Origin of the sequence: Bradyrhizobium sp. CIR18 (assembly GCF_014198295.1) — a bacterium.
GTDB lineage: Bacteria > Pseudomonadota > Alphaproteobacteria > Rhizobiales > Xanthobacteraceae > Bradyrhizobium.
Genome location: NZ_JACIHF010000006.1, coordinates 276,682 through 298,175, shown reverse-complemented (window position 1 = coordinate 298,175; position 21,494 = coordinate 276,682). Strand labels below are relative to the sequence as shown.

Annotated in this window: 20 protein-coding genes; 15 read left to right on the top strand and 5 right to left on the bottom strand. The window is 66.0% G+C overall.

Translation table 11 applies throughout. The annotated features are described in order from the left end of the window. Positions 1-112: 112 nt before the first annotated feature. Together grpE and hrcA are read right to left on the bottom strand one after the other, a co-directional pair. Complete coding sequence (grpE, locus tag GGD65_RS21660; RefSeq protein ID WP_018323501.1) at positions 113-730, bottom strand: nucleotide exchange factor GrpE; 618 nt, start codon at positions 728-730, stop codon at positions 113-115. Positions 731-826: 96 nt separating this feature from the next. Then, entirely contained in the window at positions 827-1,915 is a 1,089-nt protein-coding gene (gene hrcA, locus GGD65_RS21655) for a heat-inducible transcriptional repressor HrcA (protein WP_183236548.1), read from the bottom strand. A 182-nt stretch (positions 1,916-2,097) separates the two neighbouring features. Here hrcA and rph point away from each other — a divergent pair, with 182 nt between their 5' ends. The 3 genes from rph to hemW are packed head-to-tail and all read left to right on the top strand — an operon-like array spanning position 2,098 to position 4,659. Further along, entirely contained in the window at positions 2,098-2,811 is a 714-nt protein-coding gene (gene rph / locus GGD65_RS21650) for a ribonuclease PH (RefSeq protein ID WP_018323503.1), read from the top strand. Positions 2,812-2,822: 11 nt separating this feature from the next. Continuing rightward, positions 2,823-3,458: an RdgB/HAM1 family non-canonical purine NTP pyrophosphatase gene (gene rdgB / locus GGD65_RS21645; RefSeq protein WP_018323504.1), complete on the top strand. Its 636-nt coding sequence runs from the start codon at positions 2,823-2,825 to the stop codon at positions 3,456-3,458. A gap of 16 nt (positions 3,459-3,474) precedes the next feature. After that, a complete protein-coding gene (gene hemW / locus GGD65_RS21640) occupies positions 3,475-4,659 on the top strand; it encodes a radical SAM family heme chaperone HemW (protein WP_092251371.1) in 1,185 nt (394 codons plus the stop codon). A 118-nt stretch (positions 4,660-4,777) separates the two neighbouring features. Here the strand turns inward: hemW and GGD65_RS21635 are convergent, their stop codons facing one another. Next, positions 4,778-6,010 (bottom strand): penicillin-binding protein activator, encoded by a 1,233-nt coding sequence (locus tag GGD65_RS21635; protein WP_018323506.1) that lies wholly within the window; start codon positions 6,008-6,010, stop codon positions 4,778-4,780. Between the two features lie 338 nt (positions 6,011-6,348). On the opposite strand from GGD65_RS21635, the gene rsmI reads away from it, so the two are divergent. The 7 genes from rsmI (at position 6,349) to GGD65_RS21600 (ending at position 13,538) form a co-directional block, all read left to right on the top strand. Beyond that, entirely contained in the window at positions 6,349-7,299 is a 951-nt protein-coding gene (rsmI, locus tag GGD65_RS21630; protein WP_183236547.1) for a 16S rRNA (cytidine(1402)-2'-O)-methyltransferase, read from the top strand. After that, on the top strand, positions 7,286-7,687 hold the full coding sequence (locus GGD65_RS21625; protein ID WP_183236546.1) for a YraN family protein: 402 nt from the start codon (positions 7,286-7,288) through the stop codon (positions 7,685-7,687). The genes rsmI and GGD65_RS21625 overlap by 14 nt, the downstream gene beginning before the upstream one ends. Positions 7,688-7,697: 10 nt before the next feature. Further along, positions 7,698-8,642, top strand: coding sequence for a glutathione synthase (gene gshB / locus GGD65_RS21620; protein ID WP_018323509.1), 945 nt, complete (start codon positions 7,698-7,700; stop codon positions 8,640-8,642). A 467-nt stretch (positions 8,643-9,109) separates the two neighbouring features. Next, the gene (gene cpaB / locus GGD65_RS21615; RefSeq protein ID WP_183236545.1) at positions 9,110-9,931 is read left to right on the top strand and encodes a Flp pilus assembly protein CpaB; all 822 of its coding nucleotides are present in this window, start codon (positions 9,110-9,112) and stop codon (positions 9,929-9,931) included. A 13-nt stretch (positions 9,932-9,944) separates the two neighbouring features. Continuing rightward, complete coding sequence (locus GGD65_RS21610; protein WP_018323512.1) at positions 9,945-11,462, top strand: type II and III secretion system protein family protein; 1,518 nt, start codon at positions 9,945-9,947, stop codon at positions 11,460-11,462. Positions 11,463-11,517: 55 nt separating this feature from the next. Continuing rightward, entirely contained in the window at positions 11,518-12,252 is a 735-nt protein-coding gene (locus tag GGD65_RS21605) for a CpaD family pilus assembly protein (protein WP_018323513.1), read from the top strand. Beyond that, positions 12,249-13,538: an AAA family ATPase gene (locus GGD65_RS21600; protein ID WP_092251357.1), complete on the top strand. Its 1,290-nt coding sequence runs from the start codon at positions 12,249-12,251 to the stop codon at positions 13,536-13,538. The genes GGD65_RS21605 and GGD65_RS21600 overlap by 4 nt, the downstream gene beginning before the upstream one ends. Positions 13,539-13,559: 21 nt before the next feature. On the opposite strand, the gene GGD65_RS21595 is transcribed toward GGD65_RS21600, so the two are convergent. Both GGD65_RS21595 and GGD65_RS21590 read right to left on the bottom strand, forming a co-directional pair. Beyond that, positions 13,560-14,333, bottom strand: a complete 774-nt coding sequence (locus tag GGD65_RS21595; protein ID WP_179732501.1) for a tetratricopeptide repeat protein — start codon at positions 14,331-14,333, stop codon at positions 13,560-13,562. Between the two features lie 179 nt (positions 14,334-14,512). Further along, entirely contained in the window at positions 14,513-14,758 is a 246-nt protein-coding gene (locus GGD65_RS21590; protein ID WP_011083489.1) for a PilZ domain-containing protein, read from the bottom strand. A 228-nt stretch (positions 14,759-14,986) separates the two neighbouring features. On the opposite strand from GGD65_RS21590, the gene GGD65_RS21585 reads away from it, so the two are divergent. From GGD65_RS21585 to GGD65_RS21565, 5 genes are all read left to right on the top strand, one after another. Next, positions 14,987-16,525 (top strand): YifB family Mg chelatase-like AAA ATPase, encoded by a 1,539-nt coding sequence (locus GGD65_RS21585; RefSeq protein ID WP_018323516.1) that lies wholly within the window; start codon positions 14,987-14,989, stop codon positions 16,523-16,525. 109 nt (positions 16,526-16,634) lie between these two features. Further along, entirely contained in the window at positions 16,635-17,108 is a 474-nt protein-coding gene (locus GGD65_RS21580) for a hypothetical protein (protein ID WP_018323517.1), read from the top strand. A 124-nt stretch (positions 17,109-17,232) separates the two neighbouring features. Further along, the gene (locus GGD65_RS21575) at positions 17,233-19,470 is read left to right on the top strand and encodes a PAS domain-containing hybrid sensor histidine kinase/response regulator (protein WP_183236544.1); all 2,238 of its coding nucleotides are present in this window, start codon (positions 17,233-17,235) and stop codon (positions 19,468-19,470) included. A gap of 104 nt (positions 19,471-19,574) precedes the next feature. Continuing rightward, on the top strand, positions 19,575-20,204 hold the full coding sequence (locus GGD65_RS21570; RefSeq protein WP_183236543.1) for a histidine phosphatase family protein: 630 nt from the start codon (positions 19,575-19,577) through the stop codon (positions 20,202-20,204). A gap of 228 nt (positions 20,205-20,432) precedes the next feature. Continuing rightward, positions 20,433-21,491, top strand: a complete 1,059-nt coding sequence (locus GGD65_RS21565; RefSeq protein ID WP_183236542.1) for an AI-2E family transporter — start codon at positions 20,433-20,435, stop codon at positions 21,489-21,491. Positions 21,492-21,494 lie beyond the last annotated feature (3 nt).

Genomic DNA, 21,494 nt, shown 5'->3' with positions numbered 1-21,494 from the left:
GCGCGCTTCTTCGCGCGCGTCTCGAAGGATGAAGGCCCCGCCGTTACATCTTGGCCTTCATGGTTCGAGACGCCGCGCAAACGCGCGGCTCCTCACCATGAGGGTCTGAAACTCAATTCGCCGCGCCGCTCGACTCGTTGTTGTTCGCCGCGGCCGCCGCCTTCGCGCCGCCCTTGGCGACACCGACCAGAGCCGGGCGCAGCACGCGCTCGCCGATGGTGTAGCCGGCCTGCATGATCTGCACCACGGTGCCCGACGGCACCGACGCATCGGGCACTTCGTACATCGCCTGGTGGAAGTTCGGGTCGAACTTCTGGCCCTGCGGATCGAGCTTCTTGACGCCGTGCTTTTCCAGCGCGTTGAGCAGCGAACGCTCGGTGAGCTCGACGCCCTCGATCAGCGCGATCAGGCCGGGATCGGCTGCGGCACGGGCCTCGGCCGGAACGGCATCGAGCGCGCGCTGGAGATTGTCGGCGATGTCGAGCACGTCGCGGGCAAAGCCGGTGATGCCGTAGAGCCGGGCGTCGGCGACCTCCTTGGTGGTCCGCTTGCGCAGATTCTCCATCTCGGCCAGCGTCCGCAACATGCGGTCGCGCGCCTCGGCGGCTTCCTTCTGCAACAGCTCGACCGAGCCGGGCTCGGGATCGTCGGGCATGATGTAGGGTTTTGACACCACGGGCTCGCCGGTCGCTGCAGTCGTGTCTTCGGGTTGCCGGTCTTGCTCGGTCATCGGCTCTAATCTCGAACTCGTTTCCAGGGATTGTTGGCCCGGATATCGTGCCTAAAGCGCCGAAAATCAAGCGCCCGTGATCGGCGGAAACGCCGGTCAGCCTCCCAAAAGGCGGCTGACGATACGGGCGGCGTAGTCCACGGTCGGGATCACACGGGCATAATTCAGCCGTGTCGGCCCGATCACGCCCAGAACGCCGACGATATGGCCGGCGGCATCCCGATACGGCGAGATGATGGTGGAGGACCCCGAGAGCGAAAACAGCTTGTTCTCGCTGCCGATGAAGATGCGCACGCCCTCGGCGGTCTCGGCGCGCCCCAGCAGGTCGATCACGCCGCGCTTGGTCTCGAGATCGTCGAACAGCAGGCGCACTCGTTCCAGATCCTCTAGCGCGTGCAGGTCTTCGAGCAGATTGGCGTGGCCGCGGACGATGAGCTGGCGATCCTCGTTCTCGCCGCCGGACCAGCTGGCGATGCCGGCGGAAATCACCTTCTGTGCAAGCTGATCGAGCTCGGCGCGGGCCTGTCCAAGTGCCGTCTCGAGCTCGAGCCGCGCCTCGGCCAGGGTGCGGCCACGGATGCGCGCATTGAGGAAATTGCCGGCCTCGGTGATTGCCGAGGAGGGAACTCCGGGGGGTAGCGACAGCACGCGGTTTTCAACCTGGCCGTCCTCACCGACCAGGATCACCAGCGCCCTCTCGGGTTCCAGCCGGACGAATTCGATATGCTTCAGCCGCGCATTGGATTTCGGCGTCAGCACCACCGCGGCGGCCCGCGTGAGGCCGGACAGCCGCGTCAGCGCCTGGTCCAGCGCTGCCTCGACCGATTGGGGCTGGCCGACGGAGGTGAGTTGGCTCTGGATCGATTGACGCTCGGCCTCGTTGAGGTCGCCGACCTGCATCAGGGCATCGACAAAGAAACGCAGCCCGAGTTCCGTCGGCAGCCGGCCGGCGGAGGTGTGCGGGGCGTAGATCAGACCGAGCTGTTCCAGATCGGCCATGACGTTGCGGACCGAGGCCGGCGATAGCGGCATGGCGATGAGGCGCGAGATATTGCGCGAGCCCACCGGCTCGCCGGTCGCGAGATAACTTTCGACAATTTGACGAAAGATGTCGCGAGAACGCTCGTTGAGCTGGGCGAGGCCTGCGCGCGGCGCGATCAGATGGATCGGATCGTGATGGGCCACAGACGGTAACTCCTCTCAGATGCTCATAATTTGTCCATCCAGGAGGGTTCTGACAAGCGTCGCGTTTGCAGGGTGGAAAACCGGGGGTGAAAAAGCCTTGTCCTTTCCCCTTGCCGCATACCCTCACCCCACCTACAAGCACCGCGAACAGCCCTATACCGACGAGTTTTGGAGGATTTCCCATGCGGCCAAGCCGCCGTGCGCCCGACGAATTGCGCCCCGTGACGCTGGAGCGCGGCGTGGTCAAATATGCGGAAGGCTCCTGCCTGGTGAAGTTCGGCGACACCCATGTGCTGGTCACCGCCACGCTGGAAGATCGTCTGCCGCCGTGGCTGAAGGGCCAGGGCCGCGGCTGGGTCACCGCTGAATACGGCATGCTGCCGCGCGCGACCTCCGAGCGCACCCGCCGCGAGGCTTCCGCCGGCAAGCAGAGCGGCCGCACCGTCGAGATCCAGCGCCTGATCGGCCGCTCGCTTCGCACCATCGTCGATCTCGAAGCGCTCGGCGAGCGCCAGATCACGGTCGATTGCGACGTGCTCCAGGCCGACGGCGGCACGCGCACGGCCTCGATCACCGGTGCCTGGGTCGCGCTCGCCGATTGCATCAACTGGATGAAGGCGCGCAACATGATCAAGGCCAACGTGATGCGCGACAACGTCGCCGCGATCTCCTGCGGCATCTACAACGGCACGCCGGTGCTCGATCTCGACTATGCCGAGGATTCGGAAGCCCAGACCGACGCCAATTTCGTCATGACCGGCGATGGCCGCATCATCGAGGTGCAGGGCACCGCGGAACGCGAGCCTTTTACGCAGGACGAGTTCCTGAAGCTGATCGCCCTGGCGCAAAAAGGCATCGCGCGTCTCGTGGACTTGCAGAAACTGGCTGTGGCGTAGTCAATAGGCCCATGCACCGCCGAATCACCGGAAAGCTCGTCATCGCCACCCATAATCCCGGCAAGCTGGCCGAGATGAAGGAGCTGCTCGCGCCGTACGGCATCGAGGCGGTGTCGGCCGGTGAGCTCGGCCTCGCCGAACCGGACGAGACCGGCAACGATTTCCGCAGCAATGCCGCGATCAAGGCGATCGCGGCGGCGCAGGCGACCAGGCTTCCCGCCTTCGCCGACGATTCCGGCATCGTGGTCGACGCACTGGATGGTGCGCCCGGTATCTACAGCGCGCGCTGGGCCGGCCCAGGCAAAGACTTCAACGCGGCGATGGCACAGATCGAACGCCTGCTGCAGGAGCGTGGCGCGACGACCCCGGAGAAGCGCAAGGCGCATTTCGTCTCCGCGCTCTGCGTCGCCTGGCCCGACGATCATCTCGATGAGGTCGAGGCGCGCGTCGACGGCACGCTGGTCTGGCCGCCGCGCGGCACCGCCGGTTTTGGTTACGATCCGATGTTCCTGCCTGACGGATATGATCGCACCTTCGGCGAGATGGAGAGCATCGAGAAGCACGGCCTGCCGCCGCTTGGCCTCGGCCTGTCGCATCGCGCCCGCGCCTTCGTGAAACTGGCGGAGATCTGCCTTGAGCCGCGATAGAGCGTTTTCGAGCGAAGTGGATACCGGTTCGCGCCAGGAAAACGCGTCAAAACAAGAATCCGCAGCCTTCGGCGTCTACGTGCACTGGCCGTTCTGCCTGTCGAAGTGTCCCTATTGCGACTTCAACAGCCATGTCCGTCACGCCGCGATCGACGAGGCGCGCTTCGCATCCGCCTTCGCGCAGGAGATCGCGGCCACCGCCGAGCGCTCGCCCGGCCGTGAAGTCACCTCGATCTTTCTCGGCGGCGGCACGCCCTCGCTGATGCAGCCCGCAACCGTCGGCGCGGTGCTCGACGCGATCGGCAAGCACTGGACCGTCGCCGGCGATGTCGAGGTGACGCTGGAGGCGAATCCGACCAGCGTCGAAGCTACCCGCTTTGCCGGCTATCGCACCGCCGGCGTCAACCGCGTTTCGCTCGGCGTACAAGCGCTCGATGATGCCTCGCTGAAAGCGCTGGGCCGCCTGCACAGCGCGCGCGAGGCGCTCGATGCGGTCGCGATCGCACGCCGCTCGTTCGATCGCTATTCGTTCGATCTGATCTACGCCCGTCCCGACCAGACGCCGGCGATGTGGGCCGATGAACTGCGTCTCGCCATCGACGAAGCGGCCGAGCATCTGTCGCTCTATCAATTGACGATCGAGGAGGGCACGCCGTTCTTCGGCCTGCACCAGGCCGGCAAATTGAAGACGCCGGACGAAGCGGTCTCGCGCGCGCTCTACGACGTCACGCAGGAGACCTGCGACAAGCTCGGCCTGCCCGCCTACGAGATCTCCAATCACGCGCGGCGCGGCGCCGAGTGCCGGCACAATCTGGTCTACTGGCGCGGTGAGGAATATGCCGGCATCGGCCCCGGCGCGCATGGCCGGCTCGACATCGACGGCGTCAGGCATGCGACCGCCACCGAGAAGCGTCCCGAGGCCTGGCTGATGCGGGTCGAGACCAACGGCCATGGTGTCGTCACCGACGATCTCCTCAACAGCGAAGAGCGCGCCGACGAATTCCTGCTGATGGGATTGCGTCTCGCCGAAGGCATCGACCCCGAGCGCTACAAAGCCCTCTCCGGTCGCCCGCTCGATCCCAAGCGCATCGCGCTGCTGCGCGAGGAAGGCGCGATCACGGTGGATGCGACGGGCCGGCTGCGCGTGACCAGCAGCGGTTTTCCGGTGCTGGATGCGGTGGTCGCGGATCTCGCGGCGTAGCGAGATCTCGTAGGGCGGGCAAAGGCGCACTTGCGCCGTGCCCACCATCTCTCAGCAATTCGCATGAAGTTCGTGGGCACGCTTCGCTTTGCCCACCCTACGGCACCATCGTCTCTCGCTACGCCCCAAAACTCTTCGGCGAGCCCGCAACCGCAACGCCGCCGCCGTTCGTCACTTTCATCACCGCAAGCCCGCGCTCATTGGTGCCATCCGCACGGAAACGGAACAGGCCGTCGATGCCGGCAAAGCCGGAGGGGTTGGTGAGCACGTCGGGCGAGAAGCGCGTGGTGCCTTGCGTACGCGCCAGCGCGGCGACCAGAGCGACCGCGTCATAGGCCAGCGTTGCGGTGCGAATCGGCTCCGCGCCGTATTTGGTGCGGTAGCGACCGGAGAAGGCGCGGAAGCCGGCCGGGTCGGGCGCGGCATAGAGGCCGCCTTGCAGGTTCGCATTGGCATAGACCCGCGGATTGTCCCACAGGCCGGTGCCGAGCAGCTGGATGTTGCGCAAGTTCGCGCCCGCCGCCGTCATCGCATCTGCGACCGTCACCACGGCATCGCCGTCATCGGCAATGAACAACGCATCCGCACTGCCGAGCTGCTGCGCCACGGTGCGTGCCGGTGTGGCGCGATCGGCGCCGTATTTCTCGAAGGCGACGATGCGCCCGCCACGCCGCGGCACGGCCGCCTTCACCGCGGCCTCGACGACATTGCCATAGGCATTGTCGGGCACGAGCACGGCGACGGAGCGCTTTCCGATGCTGGCGGAATATTCGACGATGCGGTTGACGTCGGACTCCGGCAGGAAGGAGAGCAGATAGACGCCGCGGCCGGCGATGCTGGAATCGGTCGAGAACGCGATCACCGAGATGCCGCGCGTGCGCGCGACCTGCGCCACCGCCGGCACCGATTGCGCGAACAGCGGTCCCAGAATGATCTCGGCGCCTTCGTCGACGGCCTGCTGCGCGGACGCCTGCGCGCCCTGCGGGCTGCCATTGTCGTCCTTGATCAGCAGCTGGATGTTCGGGTTCTGGAACTCGGCCAGCGCCATCTCGGCGGCGTTGCGCATGGATTGTGCGGCCAAGCCGGCATTGCCGGCGGCCGAGAGCGGCAGGATCACGGCGACCTTCACGCCGCCGGTGCCGGCGGTCGTCGCCTGTTGCGGGGGACCTGCGGGCTGAGCCGGCGGCGTCGAGCTCGAGAACGGGTTGGAGAACTGGCTCAGGCTCTGCTGCACGCCGGCGCAGGCCGACAGCAGGGGCGTGCCGAGCAACAGGCCGAGCGCGCTCCGGCGGGTCGCCCCTGACATCAGGGACCCCGGAACGGGAGATTTTGGATAACGCGGGCCCACCATGCAGCTTCTCTTCTGACCCGCCGGCGCCGGCCGGTCACGACATTCCTTCCACGACACAAGTCGCGGATTCAGGCATATTGTCGGCAAATAGTTAACCGAAACAAAAGGATAATAGCCGCTTAACGCGGCCGCCTTGCTGTCCCGGCAGCTGTTTGCCCTCGCTCATTCAGCATCAAGGCGGCGTTTCGGTCGCGAATATGGCGTGAGAGCCCTCACTCCCCCTCGACGTGATCCTGGATCGATCACATTCCCGTCCGTTCCTCGCCCCTCACCTCGGCACGATCTTTTTCGGCGAGCCGGTTCCCAGCCCTGCGGATCGTGCCTAAGTTGCTTTCATTATGCGCGCAAAGCCGGCCCCGATAAATACGCCTGAAGCTCAAGACGCCGCCTCGCGCGGTTTCTCCATCGATGCCCATCGGCTTGCGGCGCCGAAGGCGGCACCGGGCCTCCATCTGGTCGCAACCCCGATCGGCAATCTCGGCGACATCACGCTGCGGGCGCTGCAGACCCTCGCCGGCGTCGACGTCATCGCCTGCGAGGACACCCGCATCACCCGGCGCCTGACCGAGCGCTACGCCATCGCCGCGCAGCTCAAGCAATATCACGAGCACAATGCGGAAGCCGCGCGCCCGAAAATCCTGGAGGCGTTGGGGCAGGGCGGCTCGATTGCACTGGTCTCCGACGCCGGCACGCCGTTGATCTCCGATCCCGGCTTCAAGCTGGTGCGCGAGGTCTGCGCCGCCGGCCATGCGGTGTATGCCCTGCCCGGCCCGTCCTCGGTGCTGGCGGCGCTGTCGGTCGCGGCACTGCCGACCGACCGCTTCTTTTTCGAGGGTTTCCTGCCGGCAAAGTCCGCCGCGCGAAAGGCGCGCTTGACCGAGCTCGCGCGCATCGACGCGACGCTGGTGATGTTCGAGTCGGGCAACCGCGTGCAGGACACGCTCGCAGAGCTCGCCGAGATCATGGGGGCGCGCGAGGCCGCGATCTGCCGCGAGCTGACCAAGCTGCACGAGGAGGTTTCGCGCGCACCGTTGAGCCAGCTGGCGCGCGAGGCCGATACGCTGGAGACGCGCGGCGAGTTCGTGCTGGTGATCGCTCCGCCAGCGGCCGACGCCGAGGTGCTGACATCGGATGCGCTGGACGATTTGTTGCGCGAGCAGCTCGCCGCGCACAGCGTCAAGGACGCCGTGGCGCATGCGGTCGCACTCTCGGGCCGGCCGCGCCGCGAGGTCTATGCCCGCGCGCTCGAGCTCGCCAAAAACTCAAGGGGCGGCGATGGCGAAGACTGAGGTCCCGGTGGAACCGAAGGTCCCCTCGCCCGAGCGCGTCGCCGCGTTTCACACCGGCATCTCCGCGGAGAGCCGCGCAGCGGCCTATCTGATGGCCAAGGGCTACCGCATCCTGGCCAAACGCTACCGCACCCCGCATGGCGAGATCGACATCGTGGCACGCCGCCGCAGTCTGATCGCCTTCGTCGAGGTCAAGGCGCGGGCCACGCTGGATGACGCCGCCTTCGCCGTGACGCCGCGCCAGCAGCAGCGCATCATCGCCGCCGCGCAAGGCTGGCTCGTGGCGCATCCCGAGCATGCCGAATTCGAATTGCGATTCGACGCCATGCTGATTGCGCCGCGCTCACTTCCGCGCCATGTGTTGGCGGCATTCGACGCCTCGACCTGAAAGGCAGACCATGAAACTGAACGTCGCCGTCCAGATGGACCCCATCGCCCGCATCAACATCAAGGGCGATTCCACCTTTGCGCTGCTTCTGGAGGCGCAGAAGCGCGGCCACGGCCTGTCCTATTATACGCCCGACAAGCTCTCGATGGTCGGCGAGGAGATCGTGGCGCCGGTTCAGCTCCTGACCGTGCGCGACGAGTCCGGCGACCATTTCACGCTCGGCGAACCCAGGCGCGAGGCGCTGAACGGCTTCGACGTGGTGCTGCTGCGCCAGGACCCGCCGTTCGACCTCGCCTACATCACCTCGACGCATCTTCTGGAGCGCATCCATCCGAAGACGCTGGTGGTCAACGATCCAGCTTCCGTGCGCAACGCGCCGGAAAAGCTGTTCGTGATGAATTTTCCGCAGCTGATGCCGCCGACCCTGATCTCGCGCGACTTAGATGAGATCAACGCCTTCCGCGACAAGCACGGCGCCGTCGTGATGAAGCCGCTGCACGGCCATGGCGGCGCGGCGGTATTCCGCGTGATGCCGCAGGACATGAATTTCGGCTCGCTGTTCGACATGTTCTCGGTGACGTTCCGGGAGCCCTGGGTGATCCAGCAATTCATCCCCGAGGTGAAGCACGGCGACAAGCGCATCATCCTGGTCAACGGCGAGTTCGCCGGCGCGGTGAACCGCGTGCCGGCCACCGACGACCTCCGCTCCAACATGGTGCGCGGCGGCGCTGCGCAGGAGACCGAGCTCACCCCGCGCGAGCGCGAGATCTGCGCCACCGTCGGCCCGGCGCTGCGTGAGCGCGGCCTGCTGTTCGTCGGCATCGACGTCATCAACGGCAACCTCACCGAGATCAACGTGACCTCGCCGACCGGCATCCGCGCGATCGCGCGGCTTGGCGGGCCGGATGTGGCGGCGAAGGTGTGGGACGTGATCGAGCAGAAGCGGGCGAAGTAGCACTCTGCAATGATGACGTTGGGGAGCGCGCGAACTCTCCTCAACGTCGTCCCGGCGAACGCCGGGACCCATACCGCGGAATCTATCCAGGGAGCTTGGTCGCGGTACCGGGCGCTCAATCTTCGTCAAATTGCTCCCTGGGGTTATGGGTCCCGGCGTTCGCCGGGACGACACCGATATTGTGGAGCGCTGCTGCGATCCCATTGGCATGATCGCACCCACCCACCACTAACCACCCATTCACCATGACGCCGCGCATGTCATTCGAACGGACGTTCCGTACTGCGTGAATCTACGGGGCCGCTGGCCGACCGGATAACGCCGCGTTCACCATCTGCCGAAAACCAGCATCGTGGCCGGCCATCGCATTCGGCCTCGCAACACCCCTTATACTTTTACTCCCTACTCATCGACGCGGGGGAACACGCCAGGTGCGGTTCGAGTGCCCCGCGTATGAGTAAAAGCGTATGAATACCGCACGCATTGTCGTTCTCGTCATCGCGCTGGGCGCCGGCGGCGTCGCGGCGTATCTGGCGAGCGGCTTCGACAACAAGCCCGCGCCCGTTCTGCCCGCCGCCGAGAAGCTGCCGACCGTCGAGGTCCTCGTCGCCAAGTCCGACATCGGGCTCGGCCAGGCGGTGAAGCCCGAGGACCTGCAATGGCAGGCCTGGCCGGCAGCGACCGCGAGCAGCGCCTTCATCCGCCGCGACAGCAGGCCCGAGGCGCAGACCCAGATCGCCGGCTCGATCGCCCGCGTCCCGCTGATGCAGGGTGAGCCGATCCGCGAGCAGAAGCTGGTCAAGGCCGACGGCTCCGGATTCATGGCCGCGATCCTGCCCGCCGGGATGCGCGCCGTTTCCACCGAGATCTCAGCCGAGACCGCCGCTGGCGGCTTCATCCTTCCGAATGACCGCGTCGACATCGTCCTGACCCGCCGTCTGAAGAACCCCGACGGCGCCAACAATAACGGTCCGACCGGCGGCAACGATCTCGTCCTGTCCGAGGTCATCCTGACCAATATCCGCGTGCTCGCGATCGACCAGGCGCCGAAGGAGAAGGACGGCCAGAACGCCGTCGTCGGCAAGACCGTCACGCTTGAGCTCCGGCCCGACCAGGTCGCAGTGCTCGCAGCCGCGCGTCAGGGCGGCACGCTCCAGCTCGCGCTGCGGAGCATCGTCGATGCCAACGCAGTGGACGGCACACCTGAGGACCAGGGGATCAAGCGCGCGGGCGGCGTGAACGTGATCCGCTACGGGGTGCAGGCAAGGCAATTGACGTCACAGAAGTGATGATGGGGATAGCATGAACTACGGGGATGATCGGACGGGCGTGCGCCTTCGGGGGAAGCGCACGCGCTCGTTCTGGACGGGGACGATGCTGATGCTGGGGCTGCTCGCAGCCCCCGACCTGGTCAGCGCGACGGATGCGCCGGTCGGCGACCAGGCGCCGATGCAGGCACCGGATTTCGGCGTGTCGTCGGTCGCGACCATCGCACCGGCGAAGACGCGTTTTCTCTCGCTTGGCGTCGGCAAATCCGTCGTCATCGACCTGCCGCGCGAGGTCAAGGACGTGCTGGTGGCCGATCCCAAGATCGCCAATGCAGTGATCCGCTCGGCCCAGCGCGCCTATATCATCGGCGGTCAGGTCGGCCAGACCAACGTCGTATTCTTCACCGCCGACGGCCAGCAGGTCGCCTCCTATGACATCGCAGTGAAACGCGACCTCAACGGCATGCGCGCGGCCCTGCGCCAGTCGCTGCCGGGCGTCCAGATCGAAGGCGTCGGCGACAGCGTGATGCTGACCGGATCGGTGTCGAGCCCGGTCGAAGCTCAGCAGGCCGGCGAGGTCGCCGCAAAGCTGGTCGGCGGCTCGGACAAGGTCGTCAACAGCATCGTCGTGCGCGGCCGCGACCAGGTGATGCTCAAGGTCGTCGTCGGCGAAGTGCGCCGCGACATCGTCAAGCAGCTCGGCGTCGATCTCAGCGCCAGCCTGAACGCCGGCACCGCGGTGGTGAATTTCAACAATTCCAACCCGTTCTCGGTCTCGGGCGGACCGATCGTCGGCAGCAACGGGCTCGGCGTTGCCGGCCTCGCCAAGGGCGTCGCCACCGTCAGCGCCACCATGCGCGCGATGGAAAGCGCCGGCGTCATGCGCACGCTCGCCGAACCGAGCCTGACCGCGATCTCAGGCGAATCCGCCACCTTCATTGCCGGCGGCGAATTCCCGATTCCGGCAGGCTATTCCTGCGATCCGGTCACCCACGTCTGCACCACCCAGGTCACCTACAAGAAGTTTGGCATCTCCCTGAACTTCACCCCGGTCGTGCTCAGCGAAGGCCGCATCAGCCTGCGCGTGATGACCGAGGTCTCGGAGCTGTCGAATACGAATTCGATCACGTTGACGCAGGCGGTGTCCTCGACCTCGAGCAACTCGATCACCATCCCCTCGATCCAGACCCGCCGCGCCGAGACGACGTTGGAGATTCCCTCCGGCGGCTCGATGGCGATGGCCGGCCTGATCCAGCAACAGACCAAGCAGGCGATCAACGGCCTGCCCGGCGTCGACCAGGTGCCGATCATCGGCGCGCTGTTCCGCAGCCAGGACTTCGTCAACAACGAGACCGAGCTGATGGTAATCGTGACGCCCTATGTGGTGCGCGCGGTTGCCCAGAAGGAATTGGCGCGGCCCGACGACGGCTTCGCCCCGGCCTCGGACGCGCAGACCGCGCTGCTCGGCCGCATGAACCGCCTCTATGGCATCGCGCGTCGCGTCGATCCGATCGCCGGCGCGCCCGGCGATTTCGGCTTCATCATCGACTGAGACGAACGGACGGCTGGGGAACGGGGCGGGATTTGGGGCAAGAGGGGATGAAGCGATGACGAAGACGATAGCCGATCGACGTCGCAATCTGGGCGTCGCGCTGGCACTGACGGGACTCTCCGTCATGCTGGGCGCCTGCAACACCACCGGCGAGATCGTCACCCAGACGGTGCCGACCGACTATCGCCAGCGCCACCCGATCGCGGTGCAGGAAGGCAAGAAGTCGATCGTGATCTTCGTCGGCAAGGCGAGGGGTGGCCTGTCGGCCGCACAGCATTCGGACGTCGCGGGCATCGCCCGGGACTGGGTGCGAGAAGGCACCGGCTCCGTCGTCGTCGACGTTCCCGTCGACAGCGCGAATTCGCGCGCGGCGGCTGCGACCTATCGGGAAATCCGTTCCGTGCTCGCATCCGGCGGCGTGCCGTCGCGTGCCATCGTCCAGCACCCCTATCGCCCTGAGGATCCCGGGCTGCTGCCCACCATCCGTCTGAGCTATTCGAAGATCGCCGCGGTCGCCGGCCCTTGCGGGCTGTGGCCGGAAGACCTCGGTCCCAACATCCTCGATCCCGGCTACAACGAGAATCGGCCCTACTTCAATCTGGGCTGCGCCAGCCAGCGCAATCTCGCCGCGATGATCGACAATCCGGCCGACCTGGAACAGCCTCGATCCGAGACGCCGGCCTATACCGCGCGGCGCGACATCGCCTTTGATCGCTATCGCAAGGGCACTGCGATCTCGACTCCCAATTCCGAGGCCGACAAGGCCAAGCTCAGCGACACAGGCAAATGACGGGCATTCACGACGAAGAAGCGGACGATCCGCAGCACCCCGAGGAACACATTGCGCCGGTTCCCCGCATCTCGGTGCAGGCTTTTTGCGAGACCGATAAGACGCTCGCCGCGGTGACCGCGGCAGGGCAGGACCGCCGGCTCGCCAAGGCGCACCTCACCGCCAAGGACGGTGGCCTTGCCGCGGCGATCGAAGTCTATGAATCGATGCCGACGCCGAACGTGATCGTGATCGAATCCGACGGTACGCGCGACATCCTCGAGGGACTGGACGACCTCGCCGGCGTCTGCGACCCCGGCACCCGCGTGGTCGTGATCGGCAACCCCAACGACACCGCGCCCTATCGCGAGCTGGTGCGTCGCGGCGTCAACGACTATGTGGTGGGACCGGTTGAAACCCTCGATGTCGTCCGCTCGATCTGCAGCCTGTTCTCGGCCTCCGAGGCCATCATCACCGGCCGGGTCATCGCGGTGGTCGGCGCCAAGGGCGGCGTCGGCGCCTCCACGGTCGCACACAATGTGGCCTGGACCATCGCGCGTGACCTCGCGCTCGATTCCGTCGTGATCGACCTCGACCTCGCCTTCGGCACGGCGGGCCTCGACTACAACCAGGACCCCGTGCAGGGCATCGCCAACGCGGTGCTGTCGCAGGACCGGCCGGACACGGCGCTGATGGAGCGCCTGCTCTCCAAATGCACCGAGCGCCTCAGCCTGCTCGCGGCGCCTGCCACCCTCGACCGCGTCTATGATTTCGGCGCCGAAGCTTTCGACGCCGTGTTCGACACGCTGCGCATGACCACGCCCTGCATCGTGCTCGACGTTCCCCACCAATGGTCCGGCTGGACGCGGCGCGCGCTGGTGAACGCCGACGACATCGTCATCGTGGCCGAGCCCGATCTCGCCAATTTGCGCAACACCAAGAACATGCTGAGCGTGCTGAAGGCGGCGCGGCCGAACGACCGGCCGCCGTTGTACTGCCTCAATCAGGTCGGCATGCACAAGCGCGCGGAGATCGAAGTCAAGGCGTTCGCCAAGACCATGGAAAGCCAGCCGATCGCGGTGATCCCGTTCGATTCGAAACTGTTCTCCACCGCAGCCAATAACGGCCAGATGATCGCGGAGGTCTCCAAGAGCCACCGCACCACCGAGCTGTTCCAGAACATGGCGAACCGCCTCGCCGGGCGCGGCGAGGTGAAGAAGCCGAAGCGCTCGCTGCTCGGACCGCTGCTGAAGAAGCTGAAGGGCAAGTCAAGCCGCAACTCGGCGCCGCATCGCAAGGCGTCGTAAGCGTACACCAGGAGGGGCGGATTACTTGTCCGCCCGCTGCTGCTTCTTCGCCAGCAGCTGCCGCAGCGCCGCGACCTTGGCCGCGGCCTGGTCCGGCGGCAAATCGGCCTTCACTAGGATTTCGGCCTCGGCCTCGCGGCCCTGCAAGCCCAGCACGAGCGCGAGATTGGCGCGGACCCGCGCATCGTTCTGATTGCGCTGATAAGCGCGGCCGAGCACCTGTTCGGCCTTCGGCAAATTGTTTTGCAGCATATAGGACAGGCCGAGATTGGACAGCACGGTCGGCTCGTCCGGCACGATCTTCAACGCCGCGGCATAATATTGCTGCGCCTCCTCGTTGCGGCCAAGCTGATCGAGCGCGGCACCCTGCGCCGACAGGATGCGCCAGTCCGGATCCTCGGGCGTATGCGCGCGGCTGAGGACGTCGAAGGCCTGCTGGAAATTGCCGCTGTCGGCGAGCGCGCGGCCATAGCCGGCGAGCAGCGCCTTGTTGCTGGGATGGGCGAGCACCGCCTGCTCCATGACCGCAACCGCCTGCGCGCGCTGGCCGGACTCGCGCAGCGCCTTGCCGTAGGCGAGCGCAACGTTGGGATCACTGGGCTTGGCGCGATAGCGCTCGCGCAACGCATCCATTTCCGGCTTGGCATCGGCCTTGACGGCCGTTTCCGATCTGACACCGAGCGCGCCGGTCACATCCTCGATGCCGGCGGTCTGGCAGCCACCCAAGGCGAGCACCAGAAGTGCGGGAAGCAGCAATCTCGCCGGGGGAGAGGCGAGGGACGAACGCTTGGACATACTCTGATCACTCGGCAACTGATCAGAGATGCTTACCGATTAACGCTAAAGTCCCGTTAAGGACGCGGCTTGGGAGATCTCAAAGCATGATCCGGAAAAGTGCGCAGCGGTTTTCCGAGAAGATCATGCTTGAACAATAACCTAAAGCGCGATGCGATTCATCCTCATCGCGGCGCGCTTTAGTCGGTGAACTCGGCACCGAATTCGCAGCCGATGCGCCAGCGCAGGCGGCACTGGCGGGAATAATCGGGTGCGAAGATGATGGTGAATTGCGGCGGCACTTCCAGGAATTCCGCCACCACTTTCACGCCGCCATCCGAAATATCGGTGATCGTGCAGTCCCGCGGCAGCGAGCCCGCGCCAAAATGGATCTTGGCGAGCCGGCTGCACACCCGACGTTCGCTTCTCCGGCGATTTGCAAGCATTTGAATTGTTCACCCGTTAGACCACGGCCCATCCCGCAGCCTTAGGAGTAGCGGACATTCGTTGGAATGTGCTGAGGACAGAAGCTGGCATTCGAGGCTTAGTGTCGGCATGTCGTTTACGACTGGTTAGGGCTTGCTCCCCGCCTCAGATCGTTCCCGTATTGTTCTTGCGGAAGCGGCCCGCCTCTGCTACCCCTAATTGTGCGAGAGGGGCAGGCTGGTTTGAGCATGGTTCAGCGGGTTTCCACCGTCGCCTTTGAGGGGATCGAGGCCCGTGCGGTCGACGTGCAGGTGCAGGTCGCGCCGGGCCTGCCGGCCTTCGCGATCGTCGGCCTGCCGGACAAGGCGGTGTCGGAGGCGCGCGAGCGGGTGCGCTCGGCGCTGATCGCCTCCGGCCTGGCGCTGCCGGCGCGGCGGATCATCGTCAATCTGGCGCCGGCCGACCTGCCGAAGGAAGGCAGTCATTACGACCTGCCGATCGCACTCGGCCTGATGGCGGCGATCGGCGCGATCCCGCCGGATGCGCTGACCGGCTTCACCGTGCTCGGCGAGCTCGGCCTCGACGGCTCGATCGCGCCCGTGGCCGGCGTTCTTCCCGCCGCGTTCGGCGCCAATATGCGCGAGGAAGGGCTGATCTGCCCGGTCTCGTGCGGCTCTGAAGCGGCGTGGGCGAGCCCGGACATCCAGATCATCGCGGCAAGCTCGTTGATCCAGATCGCCAACCACTTCAAGGGCACGCAGGTGCTGTCGCGGCCATCACCGAAGGTGCATGAGCCCGCCGCCTCGACGCTCGACCTGCGCGACATCAAGGGCCAGGAAAGCGCCAAGCGCGCGCTGGAGATCGCCGCCGCCGGCGGGCATCATCTGCTCATGATCGGCGCGCCCGGCGCCGGCAAGTCGATGCTGGCGGCGCGCCTGCCCTCGATCCTGCCGCCGCTGTCACCGAGCGAGCTGCTCGAGGTCTCGATGATCGCCTCCGTCGCCGGCGAGATCGAGGGCGGCGCGCTGACCGCACGGCGGCCGTTCCGCTCGCCGCATCATTCCGCCAGCATGGCCGCGCTCACCGGCGGCGGCATGCGTGCAAAACCCGGCGAGATCTCGCTGGCGCATCAGGGCGTGCTGTTCCTCGACGAATTGCCGGAGTTCGATCCGCGCGTGCTGGATTCACTGCGGCAGCCGCTGGAGAACGGCGAAGTCGCGGTGTCGCGCGCCAATCACCGCGTCACCTACCCTGCCCGCTTCATGCTGGTCGCGGCGATGAATCCGTGCCGCTGCGGCAACGCGTTCGAGCCGGGCTATGCCTGCAAGCGCGGCCGCGTCGACCGCTGCACCGGCGACTATCAGGCGCGCATCTCCGGCCCGCTGATGGACCGCATCGACCTGCGCATCGAAGTGCCGGCCGTGACCGCGGCGGATCTGATCCTGCCACCGCCGGCGGAAGGCTCCGCCGAGGTCGCCGCCCGCGTGGCCGCGGCGCGCGACATTCAGCTCGCGCGTTATGCCGATGCCGGCCTGCCCAAGGTTCGGACCAATGCCGAGGCCCCAGCCTCCGTGCTGGAGGAGATCGCAAAGCCGGACGCGCAGGGCCAGAAGCTGCTGCGCGACGCCGCCGAGACCATGCGGCTGTCCGCGCGCGGCTATCACCGCGTGCTGCGGGTGGCGCGCACGCTGGCCGACCTCGATCGCGCCGACAAGATCGGCCGGCTGCATCTCGCCGAAGCCTTGTCCTACCGCGCACTCGCGGAGGATGTGCGGCAGATGGCTTGATCATTCCGCGCATCAACCCGGCGGTAACGAGTTTCCTTTACGCTCTGCAAACCATAAGGCCCGCTAAGTTTCGATTACGAGTTCCCGGGGCCCCGGCGAGTAGAGTGTCATGTTGCGTTTCAAGATCCTGACCTCGGTTGTTCCCTTGTTGGCGGCTGCGGTGTTCGCCCGCGCGGAGATCGGTTCGGTCTCGCATCCCTGCATCGCCCTCGGCGAAACCTCGGTCGAGCTCACCTCCCTGTTCTGGACGGCCGCCGTCCATGTCGCCTTCACCGAAGATCCCGCCCGCGCCACGGTGCGGGTTCAGATCACCGACGACGCCGATACTGCGGACTTCGCCGTGGTCGACGACGGTCTCGGTTCCGAGCCGGATTCCTGTCAGGCCAATCCCTCGACGCGCCTCGTCTCGATTGCCGCTCAGCCCGTCGATGGCGGCCAGGTGATCTATCTCTCCACCGAAGGGCCGGCGGATTACCGCATCTATGTGCGCTCGAAGTCGTTCTCGCAGCGCGAGGCCGCAGCGCTGATCGTCGGCGCCCATGGCGGCCATCGCCCGCTCCCGCTCCAGGCCGCCTCGCTCTGAAGCGTTAACACCTCGTTAGTCCTGTTTGGAGGCAGCGCCAAAGCCTCAAGCTGTTCGCAAGATCGGCGCGACATCGTCGCAGACGGCGGGTGGCGGGATTCGAAAAAGAGTCGGGGTCGGTGCGATGGGTCGGACGTTCCGGATCAAGGTGCGCATGCGCCGTTTCAGGCGACAGCATCCCCGCATCGCCTTCGCGATCCGCTCTTTCATGATCTTCTCGGCGACGTTCGGCGGCGCCTATGGTTTCGTGTCCGGCAGCCGGTCCGAAAGCTCCGGCTACGATCCCCACACCTTTGCGATCGGCGCGAGCTTCCTGTTCGCGCTCGCCTGCCTCGGCCTTGCGACGCTGAGCATGCGCCTGCGTTTCGTGAACAAGCGGCTGCGCACCCTCGCCGCCCACAACGAGGCGCTGATCGACCGCAATTGGGAGCTGAAGGAAGCGGAAGAACGCGCCCGCAGCCTGTTCGAGCAACAGGGCGACCTCATCGTGCTGCGCGCTACCGATGGCCGCATCACCTTTGCCAACGAAGCCTATTGCGCGCTCGCAGGACAGGCGCGCAGCGCGCTGGTCGGCACGCGTTTCGATTTCGACGTGCTGGAGCAGGGCGACAGCGCCCGCGAAAGCAGCGGCACACGCATCCACGACCAGAAGATCGCAACCCCGCTCGGCGCGCGCTGGATCGCCTGGCGCGAAGGCTATGTCCGCCTCGATGCCGGACAGCCCGCCGAATTGCAGAGCGTGGGGCGCGACGTCACCGACCGCACCGAGACCGAACGCGCTCTGTCCGACGCGCGCGACCAGGCCGACGCTGCCAACCGCGCGAAATCGCGCTTCCTCGCGATGGCCTCGCACGAAATCCGCACCCCCCTGAACGGCATCATCGGCATGGGCGGCCTCCTGCTCGACACCAATCTGACCCCGGAGCAGGCGACCTACGCCAAAGCGGTGAAAACCTCGGGCGAAGCCTTGATGGCGCTGATCGAGGAACTGCTCGACTATTCCAAGATCGAGGCCGGCAAGCTTGATCTGGAGCAGCGTCCCTTCGCGCTTTCGACCCTGGTCGAGGAGATCACCGAGCTGCTCGCGCCCCGCGCGCAGGCCAAGACGCTGGAGATCGCCGCCTATGTCGACGAGCGCCTGCCGCTGGAGGTGGTCGGCGATGCGGCGCGGCTGCGCCAGGTGCTGCTCAATCTCGCCGGCAACGCCATCAAGTTCACCGGGAGCGGTGGCGTCGCGCTGATCGTCGAGCCCGGTATCTGGCCGAACGAGATCAGCTTCCTGGTCCGCGACTCCGGTATCGGCATTGCGCCGGAGGCGCAGCAGCGCATCTTCCGCGAATTCGAACAGGCCGACGAGCGCGTCGCCCGCACCTATGGCGGCACCGGGCTTGGCCTTGCCATCAGCGAACGCATCGTCAAGCGCATGGGCGGCCGGATCACGCTCGCAAGCGAGCCGGGCAAAGGCTCGACCTTCGAGATCGCGGTGCCGCTTCCGCCCTCGCAAGCCAGTGCGGGACAGACGGCCTTTCCGAGCCCCGACCTCACCGGCAAGTCGATGCTCCTCGTCGCCGACGGCATCGAGGCCTCGCTGATCGCGCGGCGCCTCGAGCGCTGGGGTGGCCAGACCTGCATGGTTGCGGATGCCGCGGTTGCCGAAGCGCTGCTGCCGGAACGCTCATGGCACGCGGTGCTGATCGATCGTGCGATCGGCCCTGCCGCGGCCGACCAGCTGGGCGAACTGGCCCGCGCGCATGCGCTGCAGCGCCTCGTGCTGCTGACCTCCAGCTCGCGCCACGAAAAGCTGTCGCCGGCCTTCACCGGTTTTCTGGTGAAGCCGCTGCGGGCGGCCTCGCTCGCCGCGCGCCTTGCGATGACGCCGGAGGTGGCCTCGCCCGATCTGGCGCCGGAACCACCGGCGGAAGCTGCCGGCGCGACACCGGCCAAAGCAGCGACCAAAGGCCTGTCGATCCTCGTCGCCGAGGACAACGAGATCAACGCGCTGTTGATGCGCTCGCTGCTGACGAAGCTCGGCCATCGCGTCGTCATCGCCGTCCACGGCGAGGCCGCGCTGGAGTCCTGGCTCGCCGCTTCATCGGCCGGCACGCCCTATGATCTCGTGCTGATGGACATCCAGATGCCGCAGCTCGACGGCATCGAGGCGACGAAGCGCATCCGCGCGCATGAGGCCGCGACCGGCGGCCACCACACGCCGATCCTCGCGCTCACCGCCAATACGCTGGTGGAGGACCGTTATGCCTGCTTCGAGGCGGGCATGAACGGATTCCTGATCAAGCCGCTCGATCGCGACAAGCTGGACGAAGCGCTGGCAGGGCTGGCGGCGTCACGGCGGCTGGCTGTCTGATCCGAAAACCTCACGGGAACCTCATCCCATCAGCAATCGATAATTGAAATCGACCGCGTTGCGCGCCACCATCCTCCGGGGGCCTTTGCAGGAGGGTTTCGCGCATGAACGTGCTTTGCCGCCTCGTATTCATTGTTCTTCTCGCTGGATTTTCCCGACACGCCGCGGCCGATACGCCGGAGCTCATCGCCTCGCTCAAGCAAGGCGGCTACGTGCTGATCTTTCGGCACACCGCCACCGACGACAGTCAAAAGGACGTCTACCCCTTCAAGTTCGACGACATGAGCGCCCAGCGTCAGCTCAGCGAAAAGGGCAGGGACATGGCGCGCCAGATCGGGGCAGCGGTCAAGGACCTCGAGATCCCGATCGGCGATGTCTACACCAGCCGACTCAACCGTGCGATCGAGGCCGGCAAGCTGATCTCCGGCCGCGAAGTCAAGCCGGTTGACGCGTTGACGGACAGCAGCAACGCCAGCGCATCGGGAATGGCAAACCCGACCGGCGCCGATGCAAAGGCCGGACAGGCGGTGCGCCAGCTCGTCGACGCGCCGCCGAAAGCTGGTACCAACAATTTCCTGGTCACCCACAAGACGAACATCGCCGATGCCTTCGGCAAGGAGGCCGGTGACGTCGGGGAAGGCGAGGCCTTCGTTTACAAGGCCGGCATCTCCGGCCCCGCCACCTTTGCCGGACGCATCAAGCCTGCAGATTGGAGCGCCAAAGCCGGCAAGTGAAGCGCCCGCATTCGACCCTGTTCGCTGGTGTGATGGAGGGGCCGGATTTCCCCGGGCTCCCGACGAGCCGGCTCACCTGGAGGGTGTCCGGCCGATGACTCGGCAATTGAGATTTGCCGGGACATTGCCGACACGCCGCGGACAGATTGACGTTGTCCGACTTGCCCCCGCACGATCGTCTTGTGATACCCACGTCTTGCGAGTTCCGACTGAAAGGCTGGCGAACACGTGAGAACATCGGAAGACCGCTCATTTCTCGTATTGCTTGCCGCAATCACGGTCGCGTTTGGCTGGGTGCTTTGGCCTTTCTCCGGAGCATTGCTGTGGGCCACGCTGCTGGCCATCATCTTCGCCCCGCTCTATCGACGCTTCCTGGAAATCCTCCCGGGAAAGCGTAACCTTGTCGCATTCTCCACCGTCGTCGTCGTGGTGGTAATCGTCTTGATCCCTGTCGCGATCGTCATCGCCTCGCTCATCGACCAGGGAGGGGAGCTGTATCAGCGGGTTCAGTCGGGGGAGATCAGCTTTGCTCATCCGCTTCAGCAGCTGAAATCCGCGCTGCCCGACTGGGCTGCCCCTATGGCGGATCGCCTCGCCAGCATCGATTTTTCGGCCCTGAAGGAACGCCTGTCGGGTCTGCTCGTCCCGGCCGGCCAGCAGCTGGCCGGGCACGCGATCAACATCGGTCAGTTGACCCTCGAATTCGTCGCAAGCTTGCTCGTGATGTTGTACCTGCTGTTCTTTCTGCTGCGCGACGGTGACGAGCTGAACGCGCGCATCCGCGACGCCCTGCCGCTGCGTGCGAGCCACAGCGCCGAGATTCTGACTGCGTTCACCCTGGCGGTACGCGGGACGATCAAGGGAATCATCCTCGTTGCCCTGATTCAGGGCGCGCTTGGCGGGGTGATCTTCTGGTTGCTCGGACTGACCGCACCGCTCCTGGCGGGCGCGCTGATGGCGCTGCTCTCGCTTCTGCCCGTGCTCGGCTCCGCGCTGGTGTGGTTTCCGGCCGGGCTCTATCTGCTCGTGGCAGGCTCAGTCACGAAGGGAATCATCCTGCTCGCTTTTGGCACCTTCGTGATTGGCCTTGCGGACAACTTTCTTCGCCCCATCCTGGTCGGGCAGTCGATCCGGATGCCAAGCTACATTGTGTTGCTCGCCACCCTGGGCGGCCTTGCGGCTTTCGGTGCAAACGGCTTCGTCATCGGCCCACTCGTCGCGGCCATGTTCCTGACGGCCTGGCAGGTCTACGTCCGCTCGAAAGAGCAACAGGAAGCCCGGAAATGACCT